The sequence below is a fragment of the Helicobacter muridarum genome (assembly GCF_000765805.2).
In the GTDB taxonomy this organism is placed as follows: domain Bacteria; phylum Campylobacterota; class Campylobacteria; order Campylobacterales; family Helicobacteraceae; genus Helicobacter_A; species Helicobacter_A muridarum.
In genome coordinates this window covers 121,794-146,006 of the sequence record NZ_JRPD02000004.1, presented here as the reverse complement: position 1 = coordinate 146,006, position 24,213 = coordinate 121,794, and the positions used below count along the sequence as shown (strand labels likewise).

Annotated in this window: 19 protein-coding genes; 9 read left to right on the top strand and 10 right to left on the bottom strand. The window is 31.7% G+C overall.

The window, feature by feature from the left end; translation table 11 throughout:
- The 6 genes from LS73_RS03340 to LS73_RS03315 form a co-directional block, all read right to left on the bottom strand.
- Positions 1 to 5,658, bottom strand: a complete 5,658-nt coding sequence (locus tag LS73_RS03340) for a hemagglutinin repeat-containing protein (RefSeq protein ID WP_104692096.1) — start codon at positions 5,656 to 5,658, stop codon at positions 1 to 3.
- A 434-nt stretch (positions 5,659 to 6,092) separates the two neighbouring features.
- Positions 6,093 to 6,755, bottom strand: a complete 663-nt coding sequence (flgA, locus tag LS73_RS03335) for a flagellar basal body P-ring formation chaperone FlgA (RefSeq protein WP_233708873.1) — start codon at positions 6,753 to 6,755, stop codon at positions 6,093 to 6,095.
- Positions 6,756 to 7,042: 287 nt separating this feature from the next.
- Entirely contained in the window at positions 7,043 to 8,119 is a 1,077-nt protein-coding gene (locus tag LS73_RS03330; RefSeq protein WP_034558185.1) for a GDP-L-fucose synthase family protein, read from the bottom strand.
- Between the two features lie 17 nt (positions 8,120 to 8,136).
- Positions 8,137 to 9,267, bottom strand: coding sequence for a tRNA guanosine(34) transglycosylase Tgt (gene tgt / locus LS73_RS03325; RefSeq protein ID WP_052089683.1), 1,131 nt, complete (start codon positions 9,265 to 9,267; stop codon positions 8,137 to 8,139).
- Positions 9,268 to 9,403: 136 nt separating this feature from the next.
- Complete coding sequence (gene rpmH / locus LS73_RS03320) at positions 9,404 to 9,541, bottom strand: 50S ribosomal protein L34 (protein ID WP_034557930.1); 138 nt, start codon at positions 9,539 to 9,541, stop codon at positions 9,404 to 9,406.
- Positions 9,542 to 9,774: 233 nt separating this feature from the next.
- Positions 9,775 to 10,230: a Fur family transcriptional regulator gene (locus tag LS73_RS03315; RefSeq protein ID WP_052089598.1), complete on the bottom strand. Its 456-nt coding sequence runs from the start codon at positions 10,228 to 10,230 to the stop codon at positions 9,775 to 9,777.
- 200 nt (positions 10,231 to 10,430) lie between these two features.
- On the opposite strand from LS73_RS03315, the gene hisB reads away from it, so the two are divergent.
- The 4 genes from hisB to lhgO all read left to right on the top strand — a co-directional run bounded on the left by hisB (position 10,431) and on the right by lhgO (position 14,154).
- Positions 10,431 to 11,039, top strand: a complete 609-nt coding sequence (gene hisB, locus LS73_RS03310; RefSeq protein ID WP_104692101.1) for an imidazoleglycerol-phosphate dehydratase HisB — start codon at positions 10,431 to 10,433, stop codon at positions 11,037 to 11,039.
- A complete protein-coding gene (locus tag LS73_RS03305) occupies positions 11,036 to 11,524 on the top strand; it encodes a KdsC family phosphatase (RefSeq protein WP_104692095.1) in 489 nt (162 codons plus the stop codon). The genes hisB and LS73_RS03305 overlap by 4 nt, the downstream gene beginning before the upstream one ends.
- A gap of 365 nt (positions 11,525 to 11,889) precedes the next feature.
- A complete protein-coding gene (glaH, locus tag LS73_RS03300; RefSeq protein ID WP_104692094.1) occupies positions 11,890 to 12,861 on the top strand; it encodes a glutarate dioxygenase GlaH in 972 nt (323 codons plus the stop codon).
- 96 nt (positions 12,862 to 12,957) lie between these two features.
- Entirely contained in the window at positions 12,958 to 14,154 is a 1,197-nt protein-coding gene (lhgO, locus tag LS73_RS03295) for an L-2-hydroxyglutarate oxidase (RefSeq protein ID WP_244912883.1), read from the top strand.
- A 255-nt stretch (positions 14,155 to 14,409) separates the two neighbouring features.
- Here the strand turns inward: lhgO and LS73_RS03290 are convergent, their stop codons facing one another.
- On the bottom strand, positions 14,410 to 16,191 hold the full coding sequence (locus LS73_RS03290) for an anthranilate synthase component I family protein (protein ID WP_034556726.1): 1,782 nt from the start codon (positions 16,189 to 16,191) through the stop codon (positions 14,410 to 14,412).
- Between the two features lie 503 nt (positions 16,192 to 16,694).
- Between LS73_RS03290 and LS73_RS09820 the strand changes: the two genes are divergently transcribed.
- Positions 16,695 to 16,862 (top strand): hypothetical protein, encoded by a 168-nt coding sequence (locus tag LS73_RS09820; protein ID WP_158654959.1) that lies wholly within the window; start codon positions 16,695 to 16,697, stop codon positions 16,860 to 16,862.
- A gap of 535 nt (positions 16,863 to 17,397) precedes the next feature.
- On the opposite strand, the gene pseH is transcribed toward LS73_RS09820, so the two are convergent.
- Together pseH and LS73_RS03280 are read right to left on the bottom strand one after the other, a co-directional pair.
- The gene (gene pseH / locus LS73_RS03285) at positions 17,398 to 19,080 is read right to left on the bottom strand and encodes a UDP-4-amino-4,6-dideoxy-N-acetyl-beta-L-altrosamine N-acetyltransferase (protein ID WP_138069979.1); all 1,683 of its coding nucleotides are present in this window, start codon (positions 19,078 to 19,080) and stop codon (positions 17,398 to 17,400) included.
- A complete protein-coding gene (locus LS73_RS03280) occupies positions 19,070 to 19,870 on the bottom strand; it encodes a cytidylyltransferase domain-containing protein (RefSeq protein ID WP_034556917.1) in 801 nt (266 codons plus the stop codon). Before LS73_RS03280 ends, pseH begins: the two co-directional genes overlap by 11 nt.
- Before the next feature lie 166 nt (positions 19,871 to 20,036).
- Between LS73_RS03280 and LS73_RS03275 the strand changes: the two genes are divergently transcribed.
- From LS73_RS03275 to LS73_RS03260, 4 genes are all read left to right on the top strand, one after another.
- On the top strand, positions 20,037 to 20,894 hold the full coding sequence (locus tag LS73_RS03275) for a flagellar hook-basal body protein (RefSeq protein ID WP_034556915.1): 858 nt from the start codon (positions 20,037 to 20,039) through the stop codon (positions 20,892 to 20,894).
- Between the two features lie 47 nt (positions 20,895 to 20,941).
- On the top strand, positions 20,942 to 21,319 hold the full coding sequence (locus LS73_RS03270; protein WP_407918743.1) for a RidA family protein: 378 nt from the start codon (positions 20,942 to 20,944) through the stop codon (positions 21,317 to 21,319).
- 295 nt (positions 21,320 to 21,614) lie between these two features.
- The gene (gene lpxK / locus LS73_RS03265) at positions 21,615 to 22,619 is read left to right on the top strand and encodes a tetraacyldisaccharide 4'-kinase (RefSeq protein ID WP_034556912.1); all 1,005 of its coding nucleotides are present in this window, start codon (positions 21,615 to 21,617) and stop codon (positions 22,617 to 22,619) included.
- Between the two features lie 43 nt (positions 22,620 to 22,662).
- Complete coding sequence (locus LS73_RS03260; RefSeq protein ID WP_034556909.1) at positions 22,663 to 22,947, top strand: DUF3240 family protein; 285 nt, start codon at positions 22,663 to 22,665, stop codon at positions 22,945 to 22,947.
- Positions 22,948 to 22,995: 48 nt separating this feature from the next.
- Here the strand turns inward: LS73_RS03260 and LS73_RS03255 are convergent, their stop codons facing one another.
- Positions 22,996 to 23,955 carry a lipid A deacylase LpxR family protein gene (locus LS73_RS03255; RefSeq protein WP_052089472.1) on the bottom strand — a complete coding sequence of 320 codons (960 nt, stop codon included), beginning with the start codon at positions 23,953 to 23,955 and terminating at the stop codon, positions 22,996 to 22,998.
- Positions 23,956 to 24,213: the final 258 nt, after the last annotated feature.

Below are 24,213 nucleotides of genomic sequence, written 5' to 3'. Positions count from 1 at the left end.
CTACTTTTTGTTATTTTTTGCTGCTTTAATTCCATTAGATATAGCTTTTGCTATACTAACATCCAAAGGCTTTAATAATGTTTTGTCTACACCACTATCAATCTTATTATTAATAGATTTTTTAGCATTGTCTGATAAACTATTTATGCCATCGTTTATCAATCTTACTTTAATGCCTTTATTAAGATTATTTGCTATATAATTAATCGGCTTATTTGCAAAATCTTTTATAGAATCTAATTCATCCTTTATAATATAATCTTTTACAAGAGATTTTGGAGCGAATATAGCTTTATTTATGATATCCATCCTTTTCGGGATAATTTCAGCTTGATTTTTTACTTGTTTATTTATAGAATTACTTCTTAGCACATTACCATTGGCATTAAGGGCAATATTATGACTAATACTAGATAAAGTATAGCCAGAATCTAGCCCAATACCGGGCAACTCACTTCTGAAAACATTGTTAGATATTTGAGAATATGATGAACTATTGCTTAAATTATTATGTGATATAGAATTTGCGTTTATATTTCCATTATCGCTATCTATATATGCACCGCTTAAAGCAATATTACTGCCTACATTCATATTTATAGTATCTGTGTTTATACCGCTTTGTAATTTTACATTTTTATGATTGCCAAAGCTTAAAGCACTATTAAGCTTAGGGATAAGGCTATTAGAATTACTAATGCTAGCTTCTATATTAAATCTACTTTCACTATCTTGTAAACTAGCTATATTTACATCATTGGCTATATTTGTATTTAGAGACTTAGATTCTATATTTCCACCTATTAGATTAAGATTATTATTGATATTAAGATTTAAATTATTGGCATTTAACTTAGCACTATTATAAGTATTAGAGCTTAGATTATTTAACTTGCCATTAACATTAAATTTCATGCCATTATTAAGGATATTTTTGCTAAATGAAGCACTAAATGATGCACCAAAGCTATTAAAATTTCTGTTATTAGTATCATTTGAAGCTAGTAAATTTAGATTATTTGTGCTTATACTTGCATTATTCGCATTTAGATTTGAGCCTATTATATTAGTATTATTGCTTGCATTAAGTATAAAATCATTAGCATTAAGATTTGAGGCTAGATTACTTTTAGATTCTGTTTTTTCATTTGTTTGATTATTACTAACATTTGCATCTACACCGTATGTGCCGTTATATGTAAGCTTTGCATCTACTGATATATCTTTTTCCTTACTAGAATATTCGCTAGTATTTTCCGCACTTTTTAGATTAAAGCTTGTTGTATTTATATTAGCTTTTTTACTATCGATATTTGAGCCTATTATATTTGTAGAATCTTTGGCTTGTATTATTAGGTTATTAGCTTTTATACTAGAGCTTTTATGTGTAATATTTTTACTACTAGATTCTGTTTTTTGATTAGCATAGCTGCCGCCTAGACTTAAGCCCTCAGCACTTCCTTTTTTCCCTATGTTAAATTCTAAACTCGCATCTATTGTAGTATTATTTTCTGATTTGCTTGTAGTATTTAACTCTTTGGCTGCTTCTATATTTATATTTTCACCTCTTAGGGCTATATTTTGACTGTTAAGATTTGATCCTATGATATTGGTATCATTTAGCGAATTTATAGCTATATTATCGCTAGTGATATTTGAGCTAGAGGCAAAAGTGCTAAATGAATGATCGGTACTTTTATTGTTTTTATGCGTGAAGCCTGCTTTAAAGCCAAATGAATCTACTTTGGCAGGATTAATTTTAGTAGCGAAGTTTTGTGTAAAATTAGCAGGAATCTTGTTTAAAGCTCGTTTAGTTGGGTTTTTAGCTAGGATATTTATAGATAAATCATTTACTTCTTTTGACTTTATGCCTATACTAAATCTATTAGATTTAAACTCTTCTGTAGTTGTATTTTTATATTCATTATCTAGCGATTTTATATCTACATTATTTGCATTTAGAGCTATAGAATCTTTAGCTTTTAAGTCGCTAGATTCTATATTTATATCTTTGCTATTCATTGATATGCTGTTTGCATTTAGAGAAGCATTATTATGTATATTGGCTAGATTGTTTTGATTCGTCTTTTTAGTATCTTTGCCTATACTCATGCCATAGAATCCATTGCTGCTTTCAAAGCGTAGCCCAGAGTTTTCTATTTTAGTATTTATTATAGTATTATAGATATCTGCTTTATTGCTTAATGTTATATTATTGTTAGCATTCATATTTATAGTATCTGCATTTGAGTTTAGATTATATGCAGTTAGATTATTAGCGGCATTTATGGTTATGTTGCTTGCAGAAAAGTTTGAAGCTATATTTGTTGCCTTAAATACTTGTGTAGTTTCTGTTTTGGTAGTGCTAGAGAAAAGTTTGTGTGTAGTATTAATTTTTTCTGTTTTTGATTTATTTTTATTTTGGGCTGTATCAATGCTTATATCTCCATTTGATTCTAGGGTTAGGCTATCTTGTGCCTTTATATCCGCAGAGACTAGATTCATATCTTTACTTGCTTGAAGTGAGATGTTTCTACCGCTAATGCTTGTAGTTATTTGCTTTGTATCTTCATGCATAGCTGCCAAATTACCATATTTATCATTTGTTTCAATGGTATCGATTTTTAGTGAATTGGACTTTATTGTTATGTCATTTTTAGCGTTTATATTTACGCCTGAAATATTAGACTTATTAGAAAATATGCTAATGCTATCTCCTGAAATATTAGCCATAGAGCCTAAGGTGGTATTACTAGAAGTAGAATCTATATATGATACTCTTTTAAATAATTTCTTTTTAGTATCTATTATAGTATTAGAGCTATCTGTTTTATTGCTTAATGCTATATTATTGTTAGCATTCATATTTATAGTATCTGCATTTGAGTTTAGATTATATGCAGTTAGATTATTAGTGGCATTTATGGTTATGTTGCTTGCAGTGAAGTTTGAAGCTATATTTGTTGTCTTAAATACCTGTGTAGTTTTCGTTGTAGTAGTGCTAGAGAAAATTTGTTTTGTGTCTTTATCCCAAAATTTAGATTCTTTATCAATTCTTTCTGTTTTTGATTTATTTGTATTTTGGGCTGTATCAATGCTTATATCTCCATTTGATTCTAGGGTTAGGCTATCTTGTGCCTTTATATCTGCAGAGACTAGATTCATATCTTTGCTTGCTTGAAGTGAGATGTTTCTACCGCTAATGCTTGTAGTTATTTGCTTTGTATCTTCATGTATAGCTACTAAATCGCTATATTTATCATTTGTTTCAATGGTATCGATTTTTAGTGAATTGGACTTTATTGCTATGTCGTTTTTAGCGTTTATATTCACGCCTGAAATATTAGACTTATTAGAAAATATGCTAATGCTATCTCCTGAAATATTAGCCATAGAGCCTAAGGTAGTATTACTAGAAGTAGAATCTATATATGATACTTTGTATGGGTTTTTAAATATATCTTGTTTGCTATTAAACTTAAATTTATAAGCAATCTGCTTTGCTGAATTGCTTAAAGTGCTTGATTGTATATTTGCTGTATCTGCACGAATGGCAATTGACTTTGCATTGATTGCTCCTCCGCTTTGATTGAAGGTATTTGCATTTAGATCTAATCCCTCTGTAGAAACTAGCTTGCCATTGTTGTTGATAATGAAATCTGCGTTTATCATCATGTTTCTATCAGAGCTAATGCTAGAGGAGTTTAGGACATTAGTAGAGTTTATATTGATAGAGTTCGCCCATACGCCTACTTTTAGATTGGCATTGTTTATATTTCTATTATCTATATTTCTTGGGGCTGGAAGTCTAAAGCTCATATAGTCATTATTTTGTTTAAGCGTATTAATAGGGTCTATATATGTAGCCTGTGTGATATTATTGCCTACAAACTGTAAGCCCGCATTTTTTAAATGTCTTTTAAATCCATCTGAAGCAATGAAGCTTTGATAATCGCTCTGATATGCATCTGGCTGAAATTTTATGGAATCAAGAGCTAAAGATACAACATCATAGGAATTATTCTCAATCAAGCTATAATCAATACTTGGTGCAGTAAAGTCGAGCAGGCTATATTGACTAGCACGGGTAAATGATGATGAGGTATAAGTGCTTCCACAAAACATATTTTTGTTAACATATTGCAATAAGAAGGTACATTTACCGTATCTATCATAGTCTACCTTTTTGCCATTTTCATAGCTTGTAATGTTTCGCAGAGTAGGGGAGAGATTGCTAAAGTTAGCTGCATTATTGTCAAAGGACTGGCTAGCATAGATAATGCCCGTATCATTGATGAAGTCATTTGCCTCTACTCTGATATTTTTACCCAATATCATACTTGGAGAATATGTATCCTCATTAATATATTCATCATAGTTGACAATATCATAAGTATATGTAGTGTGTTTTTTATCTGTGCCACCATGACTACCAAATGCGTGATTTATAGTTGGATGCCAAGATTCGAACTTCTCTTTAGATATAACCCTTTTTTCAATATCAGCAGAGCCTTTACTAAGCACAGAATCCGCAGCAATAACTATATCTTCTTTTGCATGTATGATTGAGTTATTTTCAATGCTTTTTGCTTTTATATCAATAGAAGATTCTGAATAAAGCATGGGGGCTATTTTTGCTGATTGCGAAGTTGTAGAATCTAGCTCATCAACACTTGCTTTTAGAATCCCAGCCCTAGTAGTAACCTCTATGGGCTTAGATATTTCTATCTTGCCATTTGCTTTTAATATGAATCCATTATCTCCACTATGTTGTGATGCATTACTAGCCATTAGCCCAGAGTTCTTTATCCCTACGCCCTCATCTGTGGCTACTATGAATATCTTATTTGATAGCACGCTACCCAAATAGGCAACATCTAATGCTAACGCCTCTGTCTTACCCTCATCATTTAGTTTAATGGGTCTATAAAGTAGAGTAATGGGTGAAAAGCTTATTTGATTAGAGCCTAATAATATGCGAAGATTTTGCGCTTGCAAGGAATCTTTTACTTTCATATTCTTTGCTAATAATGTAAGGCTTGCTACATTTTTAGCGTCTAATGCCTCGACTAAAATCTGCCCTTGTTTTATATTTAGCGCAATTTGCGTATTTTCATTATATTCCCTAAGGCTATTTAGCCTATTTAGCTCCTCCTTGCTTAATGCTCCTGTAGCTAAGCTTACATTGCTTGCATTGATAAAGCCGCAATTTTTGCAAGTGATTCCATTTTGGTTTGCTATTAGTAAGTCGGCTCTTCCCCCTGCAATCTCTAAGTAGCCTAGCATTTCAGAAATATTAGTCCCTGTTACTTGATTTAGTATTAATCTAGCAGTAGCACTATCTAAATTTGGATTTGAATATATAAGCCCAGCAAGATTGGTATTGGCTAGGACGTCTTTACTAAGGATATTATTAAGTATCAAGCCATCTTGCGATACATTAAACTCTTGATAGAAATTATTTGAAATGCCTGCTTGACTAGGCTTAGCAATATTTACTATATCTATATTATTTTGAGAATGAGTTAGATGTGGATTATTTTGCGTATGAGTAGTGTCTATAACAATCCCATTTGCGAATAAGGATTGAGATAGAACAATAGATAAAACATTTGCAACTACTAATGTTTTTTTAACAAAAGGCTTAAAAATAGACATATCATAACTCCTTATTTTGAAATAACCTAAAGCAATAAATATTTTATTTATGCTATTTCTATTATCATAGCATTAACTTTTCTAAATACTTAATTAAATAGTGTCAAAATATGTAAAAAAAATCATCTTTGTTACATTTTCCTACTATTTACTATTATTAGTATAAATTGGTTTTATTTATATGCTATATCTGCAATGTTTTGTTTGGGATTTATATATTGATGTATTAGTTTCTTGACTTTAATATTTGTTGTCATATATTAAGCTTTAAGTGAAATATCTTTTATATTAAATCAGAAATTAGATTTTTATTTGTAATTAATGGCTATAAAGATTTGAATGACAAGATATATTTTGTTTTTATATGTAGCTTAAGTATTTAGGTGATGAAGCAGTTAGAAGCAATTACGCAAAGTTGCAAATATGAAAATTATTTATTTAATCATTACCACATTTTCATCAATGATTTCAGCATGTATTATACGTTTGCTATCTGCATTTTGAATCTTAATAATGCTTCCTTTTACTCCTGATTCTAATGCCTTGCCTTGTGCTATAGCCTCAATGCCATCGGAATAAAGAATAATTTTTACAAGAGAGTCTTTTTGCACCAAGATTTTTGGGCTTAATTTATTTTGCAATATAATAGAATTGCTAGCTATTGCTACCTTTGAGCTTGATTGTAGTATTTCGCTTTTGCTTGCAGGGGTAGATGGTAAACTTGTGAACTCTTGTCTCTTTGGTGATATGTTGTTTGGATTGATGTTGCTTCTAATTGGAATATTATGTATAGCAGTGTATATTGTGATGTATGCGCGCATGGTATAACGCAGAGATTCTTGCATAATTGCATTTTTATATTTATATGTAAGAGTTATATATCCTTGAGATGATTTTAGTGATGATAGGCTTTTGCTTAGAATCTCGATTTCATATATCTTTAGCTCATTTCTAGCAATTAATGATATGGAATCTATGCTCATCTCTGGGTATAGAGCAAGATATGATTGCTTTATATATTCCTTTATTTGCGCTACATTATCTTTAGCAAAGGCGGCAGAAGATAGGGCAAGAATTAATAGTAATCTTATTAGCACGATTATTCCTTGTGTTTGTGCTTGATTATACTTTATTATTTCCAAGTTGGGCATGTTTGTTTTCTATTTGGATATGAAGCTAGCCTTATTTTGTAGGTTTAGATTCTATCAAGCATTTAAGTGGCAAGAAGTCTTATAAAATTAAGAAAGCTTATAGATTAAATCTAGCTTTAAGTAATATATTTGGCTTCCTTTTGCTTGATTTTGTAATGATAGCCTTATGACTATGTGTTATTGATAGATATTTGCCATCTGCTATATTAATTGTATGTTAAATATTAGAATCTTCACTTGTAAAATTTATCACAGTAGTTCTTATAAACTTCTCTTAAGCCTATATCAAGCGAAATCTTAGGTTGGAATCCAATGTTATTTAGCATACTAGAATCCATTAACTTTTGAATAGTGCCAGTAGGCTTGCTAGAATCATATAGAATCTCTCCATTAAATCCTACAATATCAGCTATTAGATTGGCAAGCTCTGCAATGCTAATATCGCTACCATATCCTACATTTATATGTGTATTTCTGATCTCTGAATCTTCATTAAGGTTTTTTAGTCGCAAAATATCACAAAAATTTATATTTTGCATAATATATATGCTCGCGCTTGCCATATCTTTGCTATGTAAAAACTCTCGTCTAGGTTTGCCATTGCCCCAGATTCCAACAGATTTTGCGCTAATTAGCAATTTGTCAAGCATATCTTGGGCTTGCTTGGGAGTAGTAGCGCAATCCCTTTGAATATCATCTAATGCTGCTTGAGTGTTTCCGTTAGAAAGTAGCTTTGCTAGGTGCATTTTGCGAATTAGGGCAGGGATTACATGAGAGTTGAATAGATTGAAATTATCATTATTGCCGTATAGATTAGTAGGCATAATACATAGAAAATTTGTGCCATATTGTATGTTAAAGCTTTCACACATTTTCATTCCTGCTATCTTAGCAATGGCGTATGGCTCGTTAGTGTATTCTAATGGGCTTGTTAAAAGATAGTCTTCTTTTATTGGCTGTTCTGCTTGCTTTGGATAAATACATGAGCTTCCTAGGAATATGAGTTTTTTTACTTGATGTTTATACGCGCTAAAGATTATATTGTTTTGAATACATAGATTATCATATATAAAGTCTGCACGATATGTATTATTTGCTAAAATTCCCCCAACTTTAGCCGCTGCTAGAAATACGAATTCAGGCTTGTGTTCGGAAAAGAACTTATCTACTTGTATTAGATCTCTTAAGTCTAATTTATCTTTTGCGCAAGTAATGATGTTATTAAAACCCTCTTTGTTAAGCTCTTCTACGATGCTGCTACCAACAAGCCCCTTATGTCCTGCTACAAAAATTTTAGAATCTTTTTGCATATAATCTTGCCTTTTTACTAATGCCATAAGCTTCCCTCTAATTTTCTTAACATATTATTTTTGTATTTATCCCAATATCCATGCAAAATGGCATTTCTTGCATTGCTCATTAATTGCATATAGAAAAAAAGATTATGTATTGTTGCTAGGCTGTGATAGCTTAATTCTTTGGCTCGAAATAAATGATGTAAATATGCTTTACTGTAATGCTTGCATGTATAGCATTCGCACTCAGAATCTAGTGGTGAAAAATCTATTTTATAGCCGGCATTTTTTATATTTATCTTGCCATTTTGAGTAAATATACATGCGTTTCTAGCGTTTCTGCTTGGCATGACGCAATCAAACATATCTACACCTCGATCAATGCATTCTAAAAGATTCTGCGGTGTGCCAACCCCCATTAGATAGCGAGGTTTATTTTCAGGTAAAAAGGCAACAGCATAATCTAAGCAATTATACATATCTTTATTGCTCTCTCCTACTGCTAATCCACCAATGGCATATCCATCGAAATCTAGCTCACATAATTCATTGGCACTTCGTTTTCGCATTTCATAATCAATGCCGCCTTGCATAATGGCAAAGATTTTATTGCATATTTCTCTTATGTTTTTTTGATTATTATGATATTCTATACTTTGTCTTGCCCATTTTGTTGTTCGATTTATGGAATCTAGTATTCTGGACTTGCTAGCAGGCAATGCAACTAAGTCATCTAAAACCATCATTATATCGGAGTTAATGATGTATTGAATGTCAATCACCTTTGTAGGGGTAAACCTATGTTTGCTCCCATCTATATGGGATTGGAATGTTATACCCGTATCATCTGATTTTGCATTACTTCCTAGACTAAAGGCTTGGAATCCTCCGCTATCAGTAAGATAATTGCCATTAAAGTTTGCAAAGCTATGTATACCGCTAGCTTTGCTTAATATATCTGTGCCCGGACGTAGATAAAGATGATAGGTATTTGCAAGTATTAGTTTAGTTTGTAAAATATTAGTTGCACTAACGCAATCTATACCCTTTAGAATCCCTTGAGTTCCTACGGGCATAAAAATGGGCGTTTCTACAACACCATGCGCTAAGACAAACCTAGAAGCCCTAGCTGCGCCATGCTTTGCCTCTATTGTAAAATCAATGCTCATTGTAATACCAAATAGAAGATATATGTTTGTTTGGGTTTTGTTATGGATTACTTTTGTAATCTTTACAAGTATAGCATGTGAAATTCGCGGAACTTGTTATTAGCTACCTAATGCTTAATATTAGTTAAGATTAAGCTACTGATAGAGCCTTTCTGCCTTTTGCTCTTCTTGCATTAATTACTCTTCTTCCGTTTTTTGTCTTCATACGAACCCTGAAACCATGCGTTCTTTTTCTTGGAGTGTTGTGCGGTTGATAAGTGCGTTTCATATATTTCCTTCATAATAGCATCAAAAATAAAGCTATGATTCTATCATAAAATATTGTCTTTATGATAAAAATTAAATTGATTAACTATCTCTTTTCTTCCCTTATCTCGCAATTTACTAATTCATTGATTATATGTTGAAGCAATGTTTAACCATCTAATCATTGTTATATTTATAATCAAAGTATATTTATCATATATCTACCCACAAATATAGCAATAATATTAAATGTTATTATGTGTGCCACCTTTGCTTACTGCTATAAATATTTGATTCTTGTATATTTTTATTGCTTATGCAGTCAGGACAAGTTCCTAAAAATACGGCAGATACATCATATAAATGATATTTACTAATTTGCATGCATTTATGTTGCAATGATGAGAAATCTACATGCAAATCCTCTAATTTTCCACATTTTTCACACATTACATGCACGTGCTTATCTCTGCTAAGCTCGAATTTTTGCTTATGACCCGGTGCTTTAACTTCTCTTAATATTGACATTCCGCACATTGTTGCTACATTCTTATACACTGTTGCTAAGGACGTGGAGGGATATTTTGACTTTATTCTCTCATATATTTCCTCAACACCTATATGTCCGTTAGATTCTATTTCTTTTAATATGGCTATACGTTGTGGTGTTACTTTTAGTTTTTTTATCTTTAGTTCTCGTTGAAAGTTCATTTTGTATCCTTAATTGTTTTATTATAAAGTCGAGGATTTGAAGTATGCAAAAACAACAAGCATTCCACGAAAAATTGTAAAATATTCTATAACAAATACTTAAGTGATTTTCTAACAAAGCATAATGTATTTTATAATTATGATCAATTATGTTAAAATCTTTAATTACCTTAAAATATCAAGTTGGATTGTTTATGAATATGGATTTTAATAGCGATAGATTCGCAGATATTACACGTAAGACTAAGGAAACAAATATAAATATAAAGTTAAACCTTTATGGTAGTGGTAATAGTGTAGTAAATACTGGAGTTGGTTTCTTTGATCATATGTTGGAATCATTTAGTAAGCATGGTTTATTGGATTTGCAAATCCAATGCAATGGTGATACTTTTGTTGATTTTCACCATACTGTTGAGGATTGTGGTATTGTAATAGGTCAAGCTTTGTATAAGTGTATATTTCCAGTTGAACGTATTGAGAGGTTTGGAAATGGCAGTGTGGTTATGGACGAGGCTTGTGTGGAGTGTGATTTGGATATAAGCAATAGGGCTTTTTTATTTTTTGATATGAGTAACGCCATTAATGGATATGTAGGAAAGATTGGTGATTTTGATGTTGAACTTGTAGAAGAGTTTTTTCGCGCTGTTGTGTTTAATGCAAATATAAGTGCTCATATTGTTTTAAAACGCGGGAAAAATTTACATCATATTACAGAAGCTGCCTTTAAAGCTTTTGCCTTGAGTCTCCGTAAGGCTGTATTTCATAATGATAGGGCTTGCATTCCAAGCACGAAAGGTTGCCTATGAATATAGATGCAAATCATATAAAAATGATAGCATTAGATGTAGATGGAACTCTTACAAATGGTCAAATTCTACTTATGAATATTAATGATTACATTGTAGAGGCAAAGAGCTTTAATGTCAAAGATGGCATGGGTATTGTAGAATGGATAAGACGTGGCGGTTTAGTTAGCATTATTAGCGGTAGAGAATCTACTATTGTAGAGCATAGAGCTAAAGAGCTTGGTATACATGAAGTTTGTTTAGGTGTAGATGATAAGCTTATGTGTCTTAATGATATTTGTAAAAAATATAATATTTCACCCTCCAATATAGCATGTATTGGAGATGATGTTAATGATATTGTTCTTTATGATGTTTGCGCATATAGCTTTGCGCCCTCTGATTCTAGTCCTATTAATCTAGCTAAGGCTTGTTTTGTTACAAAGGCAGCTGGCGGGCATGGTGCTGTTAGAGAGATGATAGATATGTTGCTTGGTGTAAAATGATGTTTATAATGGAATCTCAATGTGTAATAAATAAACATATAATTTGCATATAGTTACTTTAAGTTACTCTAATTTATTTAGATTTTGCTATTAACACAAATAATAAAATAGATTGTGATTGTTTTATTGTTTTTGAGCTTTAAATCTTCTAATTAGCTTTAAGTTTTTTATCAATTGAAATATTAAATAGTAACATTTGGTAACAAATATATTCAAAAATAAGTTCAAGATTCTTTAATTAAAGAAATATTAAGCTACAAAATGCAATTCTTTTATTCAAGTGACGTGTTTTATACTCTCACTTAAATTATTAAAATTATTTTTATATATGATTACAACATAGCTGTATAAGAGGAGATGATGTTATGAAAGAAGTCATTTTTCAAAGTAAACAATTCAAAGTTGCGCATTCTGATTATTCGCCTAGGCTTTTGGAAGTTGTTTTTACTAAGGAAGTTGTACAAGATTTTTTAAAAGAAGTAGAGCAATATCCTGTCCAATCTCTTGAATATAAGTCTTTTTTGCGGTTTCGTGTAGCAGAGATTCTAAATCGCTTATGTGATAATAAGCTACAAAACATCTTACAATCAACTCTAACAAATCGTGAACAAGGTGCTTTGCTAATCAATCCTGAAGGTATTGATGATGTAAGTCAAGGCGATGAAATGGTAAAAATTGCTACCGCTTTTGTTCATCTTGTTGGTCGTTCTAATTTTGATGATATGACTGGTAAATTTTATGCTAGATGGGCTGTTGTGAATACTGATAATTCTGATAGTTATCTGCGACAACCGCAAAAGCCACTTGAATTACATAATGATGGCACTTATGTTAATCAAGTTACAGATTATGTTCTTATGTATAAAATTGATGAGCAAAATATGAAAGGAGGCGATTCTCAACTTTTACACCTTGATGATTGGGAAGATTTAGATAAATATTTTAATCATCATCTAGCAAGACGTGTAATGAAGTGGTCTGCACCTCCTAGTAAAAACGTTACAGAAGATTCATATCATCCTGTTTTTGAGACAGATAATGACGGTCGTCCTGTTATGCTTTATATAGATCAATTTGCACAACCTAAGGACTACGAGGAGGGGACTTGGTTGGCAGATTTGGGAGATTCTCTTGAAAATAGCAATAAGAAGCTTTCTTTCCCTGTTCCTGTTGGACAGTTTTTGTTAATCAACAATCTTTTTTGGTTGCATGGTAGGGATAAGTTTGAAAGGCATGAAAAATTAAGGAGAGAACTTATGAGGCAAAGAGGATATTTCTCATTTGCCACTAATCCTTTCAAGTCTTATCATCATTTGGCTAGGTCTAATAGAAGCTAACTCATAGCTTATCTATGTTCTAAAAGATAGTTGGTTTTTGTAACTTAGTAGCTCTTAATCATGGGGCTCTTTGGAATCAAATTTAAGGAGTTTTCTTTGGTATATGATTTCATAATAATTGGCGGCGGTATTATTGGCATGTCTTTTTCTATGCAGCTGATAAGGAAATATCCAGATAGCAAGATTGCTATATTAGAGAAAGAACAATCAGCAGGTAGGCATCAAACTGGTCATAATAGTGGCGTTATTCATGCTGGTGTATATTATACGCCAGGAAGTCTTAAGGCGCGTTTTTGCTTTGATGGCAATAAGGCTACAAAGTCTTTTTGTGATGAGAATGGAATCAAATATGATGTTTGTGGGAAGCTTTTAGTAGCGACTACTCCTTTAGAGATGGAGCGAATGAAAGCATTATGGGAAAGGACTGTTGCCAATGGATTGGAGCGTTTTTGGTTAGATTCTTTGCAACTTAAAGAAAGAGAGCCAAATATTAGGGGGCTTGGTGGTATATTCTTTCCATCTAGTGGCATTGTTAACTATGTGGAAGTAGCGCAGTCAATGGCTAAGCGATTTGAAGAGAGCGGTGGTAAGGTATTTTATGATACTGAAGTTGTAGGATTAACTGAACATTCTCAAGGTATGGTAGTGAAAACCAGAAAAGGTCGGTTTGAATCTCGCTATCTAATTACATGTTCGGGACTAATGTCTGATAGGATTGTTCGTATGTTGGATATTGAGCCAGATTTTATTATTTGTCCATTTCGCGGAGAATATTATCAGCTACCTAGCAAACATAATAACATAGTGAAACATCTAATATACCCGATTCCAGATCCTGATGTTCCATTTTTAGGTATCCATTTAACACGTATGATAGATGGCAGTGTTACTGTTGGACCAAATGCAGTTTTAGCATGGGCTCGCGAAGGATATACTAAGAGAGATTTTTCTTATCATGATATTATGGAAATGATTGGACATGGTGGCATTCGTAAGGTCATTGCTAAGCATTTTGGCACAGGTATAATAGAGATGAAGAATTCATTTTGTAAGAGTGGTTATCTAAAAATAGTTCAAAGATATTGTCCTATATTGGATAAGCATGATTTGCATCCTTATCCAGCAGGCGTGCGAGCGCAAGCAGTTAGTAATGACGGGAATCTAATTGAAGACTTCTTATTTGTAAATACTCCTAGCTCTGTGCATGTATGTAATGCTCCAAGTCCTGCAGCTACTTCTGCTATTCCTATTGGTGCTCATATTTTGGAAAAAATTGATGAAATGATTAAATAATAAATGACTAATTAATAGTAAATAGGGAAGTCAATATCCCAAATAAGTATTTTAACTATTTTACTTCCTTTTTGCTATGTGTTCTTATATTATTCTATATTACTGTTTTACTTTATTGCCTATTTATATTATTTTTGTCTTATTTTGCATGCTTTTAGATTGGATTTGTGTTTATTTGTATCATATAGATTCTTTATCTAATATAGATTTTGTTGAATTTATCAATACTTAATCTTTGGCAATGTTCTACTACTGCTATTGCATGATAATGTCATAGATTGTTTTAATCTTATTGCTCGTTTCCATATATTCAAATTCTGGCATAGAATCCATAACAATCCCAGCTCCAACTTGCAAATAATATTTACCATTCATATATAGAGTTGAGCGTAATGTTATAGCCGAATCTATATCCCCATTGCGTTCAAAGTAAATTATTGCTCCAGAATAGAATCCTCTCTTATGCGTCTCATATGATGCTAGCTTTTTGATTGCTTCTATCTTTGGCGCACCGCTAACAGTGCCTGCAGGGAAACAAGCACGCAAACAATCGTTTTGGTTTTTATCATCTCTTATTTCACCATTTATTTCTGAAACAATGTGCATGACGCTTGAGTATTTCTCAATACTTTTATATGTTTGAATCCTTACACTGCCTATTGTGGAATTTCTGCCAATATCATTTCGTGCTAAATCAATAAGCATTAAATGCTCGGCATTCTCCTTTGAATCATTTAATAGCTCATCCTCTAGTATTCTATCTTCTTGTAATGTTTTTCCTCGTTTTCTTGTGCCTGCTATTGGTTTTAAAGTCTGTATACCATGTTTGCATTTAATCATGAGCTCTGGACTAGCTCCTACAATACAAAAGTCGTCAAAGTTTAAATAATACATGTATGGACTTGGATTGATACGTCTTAGGCTTTCATATACATAAAGAGGATTCATGTTGCTTTGAATGACTATTGCTCGGCTTAGCACACATTGCAGGAATGTTCCTTTGTAGATTTCTTTGGTAATCTTTGTAACATACTCTTGATACCATTCTTTGGAATCTTCATATATCACTTTTGAGTTTAAAGCTTCATCATTATTTATATTATGAATAGACATGTCTTTCATATTTCGCTCTTGTGCTTTAGCGGGCAATACTTTTTGAATTTGCTTATGTGTGCAAGATTGTATTTCTGCAACCAATGATTCTACTTGACTTTTAGAATCCAATCCTTTTTCATTAGGCGCACAAACAACAATATAAGCTTCATCATAAAAATGATCGAATATTACACACTCTTGAGGAAATACAAGTAAGCATTCTGGGATATAGCTTTTTTCATTATTATTAGAATTTATAAGTTGGTTAGTATTGCTATTTTCTATGATTTCTTGTAGGCTTGGTTTGTTAAATGATACGTTTTCGCATTCACTAAAAAATTCGTAGCATAGGAATCCAAGTCCACCTAATGGTATTGGAATAGATTCTAACTCACTTGGTAGGCTTGGGTATAGCTCTCTTAACATAGAGGCTAGGCTTAGAAAATCTAACTTTGGGCTATCATTTTTTATATTATATTGCGCATTTTGATGTCTTGCATCTCTAATTGACTGTATATTTGGTCTTAGCTTGTCTAGGATTCTTGGTAGATTTTCATAGCTTTCTAGATTTAATAAATCAAATTTATCATAGTTTATTCTACTTTCTTTTCCTTGCTTTTTGGAATCTTCTAAAACTTTAGCATTCATTTTTGATTCTGTATTTGTTTCCAAATGATTAAAGTTTTGGCTGTGAGAGTTAAGACTGAAATCTGCCTGTTGTTTTGCATATAAATCTCTGGATTTTTGTTTGAAAAAATAGCAAAATTTGCCATTATATATTTCTTTTGACAGTATAAAGTTGTTCTCCCTAACCAATATAGAGTATCTTCCTCTGCTATTTTGTAATGTGGCCGATTCAAGTAAGAATTTTGCTCCTATGCCTTTGTAGATTGTTAAGGCTGTATGCATATTAACATTGATTTTTTGATAGCTAAGATTCATAACTTCTCCTTAGTCAAGTATAAGTGCTAGAAATCAAGTAAATATTAATTGTATCATTTTGCTCATATACCTTCAATATGCTTTACTCACACATGTTGATATTAATCAAAATTTGATTTCATTTAGTGTTTGTTGCTTGACTTGATTGAAATCTAACATAATAAATCTATGATTCTGTTTAAATATATTTTTATCAGATATTTAGATAGATTAATGATAAAGGATAAAGTATAAATTTGAAGTATAATTTCATTGCTACTTAAGCTACCAACTTAAGTAGCAAATACCCCTGATTCTAGCTTAAGGGCAAGAAAGGGGGTGATAACATGAAAGCAATGAAGTTAATTATAGCATTAATTTTAATATTAATGCTACTTTTTAGCAGAGTTTATTAAAATAATTTTTAATAATCCTATAAGATATGCTAGATATTCGTTAGGAGGCTTCATTTATCACAAGCCTTAAGGCTATCTCCTTTCTTATCACCTGCCATAAGGAATAATATGAAACTAACAGAGCTTTTACAAAACCTTATAACAGAAAATGAATCTACTAAGCAACAGCTACAATCTACAAAAGATGAGTTTAGTAGCTTAAAGGACTATATTAAAGAGCAAGCAAGTAATGAAAATATCCTACATGATTTTATGGCACATTATAGATTCTTATAGCTCAAAGCTAAACCTTTAATCCTATTATCATGTTGAGCAAAACCCGAAATATCTCATTAAAGCATTAGCGTCCTCTCTTTGCTTGGGCTTCCCTCTTGTCATGTTTAGCGAAGTCTTCTTGTCATTCTAAAGATTTTTACCCTATTGTTATGTTGAGCAAAGCGAAACATCTCTTTTAATACAACACAATCTAAAACACCAAGAGCAATATATTGACACAAAGCACAAGAGAATTTTATGCTGCCAAATGTCTATGTTACCCACTCAAAGAAACAAAGCAAACCATAAGCCTTAAATCCAAGCACACAAATATAAATACAAAAGCTTTTAACATAAAAATTATAAAAATACACAAATGGATTTTCAAGGATTTTTCAGGCACATAGAGGGGCACAATTCCCATGCCACCCATTCACTCCCCTGCCTAATACAAATACTTTAATAATATATAAAAACAGAAATACAAAAAATAGTTGATTTATAAATAATTTCTACTATTATTCCTTTTGTAAAAAGAATTCATAGAAATTAGAATCTATATAGTCTCGTTTTTGATTCCATATACCAAGACGTTGCAGAATTTTTGAGCTTTGTTTTTGTGTTGACTAAAGCCATCTATTAATTCTCCCATAAATGCAAACCCTTCTTTTTCATAGAATCGAATAGCTTGAATATTGCTTGCAATGACTTCTAAATATAGCATATGCAACTTATATTCACAGAATGCGATATGTTTTAGTAAGTCCATAAGCATTGTCCCATAGCTAATCTTGTTGGTTTTATTCTTTGTTCGGGCTTCGGGATTTTTATAGATTCCAAGATATGCGTTTTTATGTTTGATGTTGATTCTATTTAGGCTTATTACTCCTATATCTTGCATATTTTTGCTATCTTGGACTAGGAAGTATTTGGATTGTTCATCTTTCATTAGGGAGGCTATGAAGTTAAAGTGAGTTTTTTCTGATATATGGTCGCTACCATACATATTTTCGCTTATTATTGGATTATTGCGATATCTAAGCACTCTTAAGGCTTCATCTTGGCTTATGTTGCAAAAGTTGATTGCTATGTATCCATTTAGAGTAAAATTTTTATGTTTTTGCCTTGATATATGATTTATTTGTAGTGCTACATTTATTGATTCTAACACTAGTCTGTTAGCAAAGTCTATTATCTTTGTGCCTATATCATGCTTATTGTATGTTAATGTATCTTGCTTTGGATTTAATAGGGCATATTCTATGTCTTCTTTTAGATTTTTATGATTGAGCTTTCGCACTAATCCTTTTTCTTCCATAAGTTCTATTTGATCTTTTTGATTGCTAGCAAGCTCTATGGCTAGTGTATTTTGGGCTAGCATAGCAGCCTCAAATAGTATTCCACCACCTGATACAATGCTATATTCAGATTTGGCTAGACATGTCGCTAAGAAATCTTGAGGGATATTTTGATAGATGTTATATGTTTCATTGGAGTTTTTAGAGTTAGGCTTTTTAAAATGAGTTGATTTTAGTAGCTTGCCTTTGTAGTTTGCTCCTATAATTATATTAATACTTAAATCTAATTCATGTGTAGAATTTAGCTTTTCTAGAATATTAAAAATTCTATTACTCATGTCTTGCGAATCTTCTCCGCCAAAGCATACAGTGATATGTCTTCGCTCTTGATGTTCTTTTTTGCTCATTGATTCTAAAGCTTTATGAAAACATGGGCGAATCATTGCATATTCCAAGCCTGTAAGTATGTGATCCTTTAGAATCTCATCTAAACCTTGCTTTTGATACAACCCATTTGGATTTAATAAAAAGAGTTTTGCTTTACCTCTTTTTGATTTCAAATATGATTTGAGTAGTGATAAATGCCTGCCATCATCATCAAATAACACTAAGATTTTGGCATCAGATAAGAATGAAGAAAAATCATTTATTTCATACGAATCAATAATATAAATATCAGATTTTACGAGTTCCTTATGTTTTAGGCACTCCCATGCTATTGGTAGAGGATAAAAATTCTTCATTATGTCTTTCTTTATATTGCTATCTTTTGATATATTGTTTTTCTGGGTTTCTAAAAACTCTATGAAGTCTGCATTTCCGCGCACAAAGAAATCTATCTCATATCCCATCTCTAAAAAAATAAGCCCCAAGGTATAACATCTAGCCACATGACCAAGCCCTAAACCTTTAATACTCTCTGTAAGAATCCTAATTTTCATATCTTCTCCCAAATTGCTGCTTAAGAAATTCTGCTATAGCCAAGTCTTGTTGTGTATCTATATCATATGCTATATCCATCTTGATTGCAATGCTATTATTGCCTAGAAGTGCTATATTGTTGACATAGCTTTTTGCAAAACCTAAGTAGAATTGCCCAGCGTCATTGTATATTTGTGGCAGATCTTGACTTCTTTTTTCAATGAATTGTGGGAACAAGAACTCAATGTGTCCATTATTACTTAACGCAAATGATCTACAAGCCTTTTGGTTGTCTATAACACTAACAGCATACGATGCTAATGGGTTATTTAATAGTGCATTGTATGCTTCTTCTATATAATATTCGTTTGCAAACATAGCCGTAGCATATAGGCATAGCACAATAGAATCTTGATTTAGACTAGGCAGGCTTTTACTTTTTTTGTGCCCTTTATCTATGTTGTATATTTTATGATATTGATTATCTTGGTTTGTGAGCGTTGATTTTTCATTTGATTTTAAAAGCTGCATGACTAAATGATGTAAAACAGGCAAAGTTGGTGTAATATCACTTGCAAGAATATGATCTCTTTGCATAGGAATTACATCAAGCCTTGAGGCGCACTGTAAAATATCATTATCATCACTACTTACAATGACATAATTAGATACTTTTTTAGCAAGCTGAATACTTCTTTCTAGCATTGGCACACCTAGGAATGGAGTAAGATTCTTATGTAAAATTCTCTTACTACCACCTCTTGCTGGAATAATCACGCAATCTATAAATTTTTGTTGTCTGATTGGCATAAATACAACTTTATCATGTTATATAATGTTTACATTATAACTTAACTTTAATATAAAAGCTTTGGTAAAATTCCTATTGCTTTATTTTCTTTATACTGGTTGAATAGACTTTATTTTTGGATTGTTTTTTGCTTGATGATATTTCATTAAGTTCTAAGGAGAGAGTATGCAAACAGGATACTATAGTGCTACAGGTGGAATGGTTACACAATTCAATAGATTGGATATTATCTCAAATAATCTTGCTAATCTAAATACTAGTGGCTATAAAAGAGATGATGTTGTAGTTGGAGATTTTTTACGTATGGTGCAGGCTCATCAAGATACATTGCCAATACCTGATGAGACAAAGGCGGCAGCTAAATTTATTAACCGCACATTGACAAGAATCCCAGTTATTTCAGAATCTTATACAGATCATAGCGTTGGCTCTATGGATTATACAGAGAATGATTTAGATTTCGCGCTTAAATCTCCTAATATGTTTTTTGCTGTGCAAACACCAAATGGAGTGGCATATACTCGTAATGGTAGTTTTAGTATAAGTGATGATGGATATTTGGTTACAAAAGAGGGTTTTCATGTTTTATCTCGTGATGGTATAGACAATGAAGGCGGAATCCTAATGAATTCCAATATGAAAATTAGTGTTGATATTGATGGCAATATTGGTTTTAGGGAGTTAAGCAATGAGGGATTGGCAGATAATATTCCTGGCGGTAGCTTAGCAATAGTGTCATTTGATAATCCTAAATTTCTTAAAAAAATTGGTTCAAGTCTTTATATAGAAGATAGGGAGATTCCAAATGATACATCATCAAGAGGGTTAGCTAGGGCGAATCTCATGTATGGTAGCGGAGCTGTTGCACAAGGCTTCCTTGAGAAAAGCAATGTAAATGCGGTTTTGGAAATGAGCTCCATGATAGAGACAAATCGCTTGGTGGATATGTATTCTAAAGTAATGAAAACACATATGGACGAACTTAATTCTGAAGCCATTAATAAGCTTGCAGCTCGTGCTTAAAGCTTATTAATGATATATTTTTACGCATATTTATAGAAGGAGTAATGATGAAACAAAAGATTATTCATACTAATGACGCCCCAAGTGCTATTGGTCCTTATTCGCAGGCTATTGTTGTTGGGGATTTTATTTTCACCTCTGGGCAGATTCCACTATTACCAAATGGTGAATTTTTAGATTCTGATATAAAAGCCCAAACACATCAAGTTTGTGAGAATTTGCAAGCAGTCCTAGAAGCAGCACAGAGTGATTTAACCCACACAGTTAAAGTTACTGTATATCTTAGTGATATGTGCTATTTTTCCGAGTTTAATGAAGTATATGCTAAGTATTTTTCCCATAAGCCAGCTAGAAGCACGGTTGCTGTAAAGCAACTACCAAAGGATTCTAAGGTTGAGATAGAATGTGTGGCAGTTAAGAAGTAAAAAGAATCGTTATTATTTACTATATATTGAAGTGCTGTTATACTTGAATTAGGTTTTGCATTGCTTTAGGCTGTTTATTACTGGTTTAATTTCTTAGGCTGGGGTTAGATTATATTTTCTCTAGCTTTGATATTGTTTTGAATTTATGATTTTGTTTGGAAAAGTTATTAGATTTTCCAAGCATAGCGTTTGTATTATACGTAATCAAAATTTAGCTATCATTCAAAACTATATAACTTATGTTTTGCTTAGTCTTAGCAATGTCCTGTAACTTAACTTTCATAAAAGATGCATTATGATATTTATACAGAAATTTATAAATAGATATTTTTTTACCCCAAATGTGTTTGATAAATTTATTAGCTTCCTTCTATTGCCTATATCATTTATTTACTATCTCATAGCAATTCTTCGTAAGAAATATGGTGTCAAACAAAATTTTGATGTAAAGATTATTAGTATTGGAAATCTTGTAAGTGGTGGTAGTGGAAAAACTCCTTTTTGCATAGCTTTGCTTGAGTTTTTGCATTCAATTGACTATACATGTTTAGCTGTTATCTTGCGTGGTTATAAGAGGGATACAAAGGGATTTTTGCAAGTAAGTAGAAATGGAGAGATTCTATGCAATGTGGCAGATAGCGGCGATGAAGCAATGTTAATTGCTATACGAACAAGCACGCTTAAAACATCTATCTTTGTAGATGAGAGCAGAATAGAGGCTATTTCTCGCGCGAAAGAGCAGGGTATTAAGATCATTTTGCTCGATGATTCCTATCGCTTTACATTTGAGAAATTTGATATTCTCTTAGAACCAGAGATATTACCATATTATGATAGGGTTTTGCCTAGTGGCTATTATCGCTTCCCGCCTAGTTTTTATGCTAATTGCGATATGCATCTAAAAGAGGGTATAGACTATAAGCGAAAGACTAGCCTTTGTATATCTGGATTTATTGCTAGAGAGTTTGAGTATACAAAAGATTCCACAAATTACACGGAATCTAAATCAAATCGTTACATCTTAGCCACGGCTATTGCAAATCCAGTTAGGTTAGATCCATTTTTGGAATCATTGCAACCGCATATGATTGTATATAAATATTATTTGCCAGATCATGATATTTTTGATGAGAATAAGCTTAGATGTTTGTTAGAAATTTATAATGCGCAATATATTCTTATGACGCAAAAGGATTTTGTCAAATGTCAAAATTTTAGCCTACCAATACATATAATTGATTTGCATATTGACATTGCTAAAGATAGATTAGATAAGATTCTAGAATATTTAAAAGATTAGCATAGTAGCCAATCTTTATGGAATTAATTTTTAAGGAATTGTAATGATAGTTCTTGATATTTATGTTCGATATGAGATAAAGGATAATGTGATTGATTTTCTTTTACATAATGGGTATTATGATTTTTTTTTCCTTGAAGCAAAGAAGTATGCAGCCAAAAATATGCTATTAAATGATGAGGAACAAGTAACAGGAAGACAAAACTATGCTTTGATTAAGATCTATCTTGATGAGAATACTAGTAATTCACTCGCAAAGCTTATTGAAGATACATTTAATGATGCTAGAGTTTTTGCTGTTAGATGTAGAGATAAATGTGATTTATAGGCTTTGATTTTTACTTATAAATTATTATGGCGAAATCATTTTAGTTTACTAAAATGCTATTTCTAATCTTAATCCAGCATAGCCAATTGGTTCTTTTTGAGTTAAGAATTCCTTTTGCCTATATGAATATAAATAGCTAATACTCCAACCAGCATATCCAATAAGGAATCCTATTTGTGCCTCATATACAAATTTATTAATTTGCAAGGAACTTTTTTTACCATTAACAAACGTATTTCCTTGTAAAAAAATATTTCGTATTACTACTTTTTCGTTAATTCCACCAGCAAGATATATTCTAAAGCCATTACCAATAGTTGATTTGCCAACATGACCATACCTTATTTTTGTTATCCCAAAATCATTTGATAGTCCATATCCAACCCGCAGATTTATTCCTAATAGCGCGTGAGTATATGCGTTTCCTAATGCTATTTCACTATATGGGATCAATTCTGCTATATTTTTTATTATAGAGAATCTATAATGAAGCTTATGATATAAGTTTATAATTATTTCATTACTAATTTGGGTATCCCAACCTTTTGGATAGTTAAAATTAAGTAGCTTATGAATAAATTTTTGAGTTTCTTTAGCAAGTGAATATTTACCGACTATACCTAAATCTAAGCCTATGGATTCGATAAAATTATCATTGTAGTTATATATGGTGAAATTGCCATATAAATATCCTCCATAAAGATGATCATTTGTCGAAGGAATAATAGATTTTTTGTCATCTGCTGTATAGATTTCTTGATTCAATCCAATGGAAAACGCAGACCTATTTAAATCTGCTAAATAATGAATAAAACCTATATGTTTAAACCAAGAGTTATAGAATCCTTTAGAATTGTATGTGATATTATGTCCGGCAGTATAGTATCTATCATAGTCAGTTGGCGAGTAATATGCATCATTTTCTGTATGTATCGTTATGCTATGTTTATCTGAAGCCAATACTTTAATACATAGGCAAACATAAATTATTATTATCTTTATATTCATAATAATTCTTTCTATAATTATTTAATTCTCAAAAACTTAATAGTTAATTTATGATTGAAATAATATCTATTAAATAATGTTTATTCTTAATTTATTACTACAGTATGACATTTTTTCTCCATTATTTCGGGTATGAGAGAGAGGCTAGTAGAAATCTTGTATTTAATTATTGATGGCATTTTGGTTTGTTAAATTGAATTTGATTTGAACATGTTAAAACTAAACGTTAACTAAGAATTTTTCTCTTATGATTTTTTG

Excerpts from the sequence above, each read along its gene's own strand:
- LS73_RS03340 (WP_104692096.1), bottom strand. The coding sequence starts at position 5,658 with ATGTCTATTTTTAAGCCTTTTGTTAAAAAAACATTAGTAGTTGCAAAT.
- LS73_RS03330 (WP_034558185.1), bottom strand. The coding sequence starts at position 8,119 with ATGCAAAAAGATTCTAAAATTTTTGTAGCAGGACATAAGGGGCTTGTT.
- rpmH (WP_034557930.1), bottom strand. The coding sequence starts at position 9,541 with ATGAAACGCACTTATCAACCGCACAACACTCCAAGAAAAAGAACGCAT.
- LS73_RS03315 (WP_052089598.1), bottom strand. The coding sequence starts at position 10,230 with ATGAACTTTCAACGAGAACTAAAGATAAAAAAACTAAAAGTAACACCA.
- hisB (WP_104692101.1), top strand. The coding sequence starts at position 10,431 with ATGGATTTTAATAGCGATAGATTCGCAGATATTACACGTAAGACTAAG.
- LS73_RS03305 (WP_104692095.1), top strand. The coding sequence starts at position 11,036 with ATGAATATAGATGCAAATCATATAAAAATGATAGCATTAGATGTAGAT.
- glaH (WP_104692094.1), top strand. The coding sequence starts at position 11,890 with ATGAAAGAAGTCATTTTTCAAAGTAAACAATTCAAAGTTGCGCATTCT.
- LS73_RS03290 (WP_034556726.1), bottom strand. The coding sequence starts at position 16,191 with ATGAATCTTAGCTATCAAAAAATCAATGTTAATATGCATACAGCCTTA.
- LS73_RS09820 (WP_158654959.1), top strand. The coding sequence starts at position 16,695 with ATGAAACTAACAGAGCTTTTACAAAACCTTATAACAGAAAATGAATCT.
- pseH (WP_138069979.1), bottom strand. The coding sequence starts at position 19,080 with ATGAAAATTAGGATTCTTACAGAGAGTATTAAAGGTTTAGGGCTTGGT.
- LS73_RS03280 (WP_034556917.1), bottom strand. The coding sequence starts at position 19,870 with ATGCCAATCAGACAACAAAAATTTATAGATTGCGTGATTATTCCAGCA.
- LS73_RS03275 (WP_034556915.1), top strand. The coding sequence starts at position 20,037 with ATGCAAACAGGATACTATAGTGCTACAGGTGGAATGGTTACACAATTC.
- LS73_RS03270 (WP_407918743.1), top strand. The coding sequence starts at position 20,942 with ATGAAACAAAAGATTATTCATACTAATGACGCCCCAAGTGCTATTGGT.
- lpxK (WP_034556912.1), top strand. The coding sequence starts at position 21,615 with ATGATATTTATACAGAAATTTATAAATAGATATTTTTTTACCCCAAAT.
- LS73_RS03260 (WP_034556909.1), top strand. The coding sequence starts at position 22,663 with ATGATAGTTCTTGATATTTATGTTCGATATGAGATAAAGGATAATGTG.
- LS73_RS03255 (WP_052089472.1), bottom strand. The coding sequence starts at position 23,955 with ATGAATATAAAGATAATAATAATTTATGTTTGCCTATGTATTAAAGTA.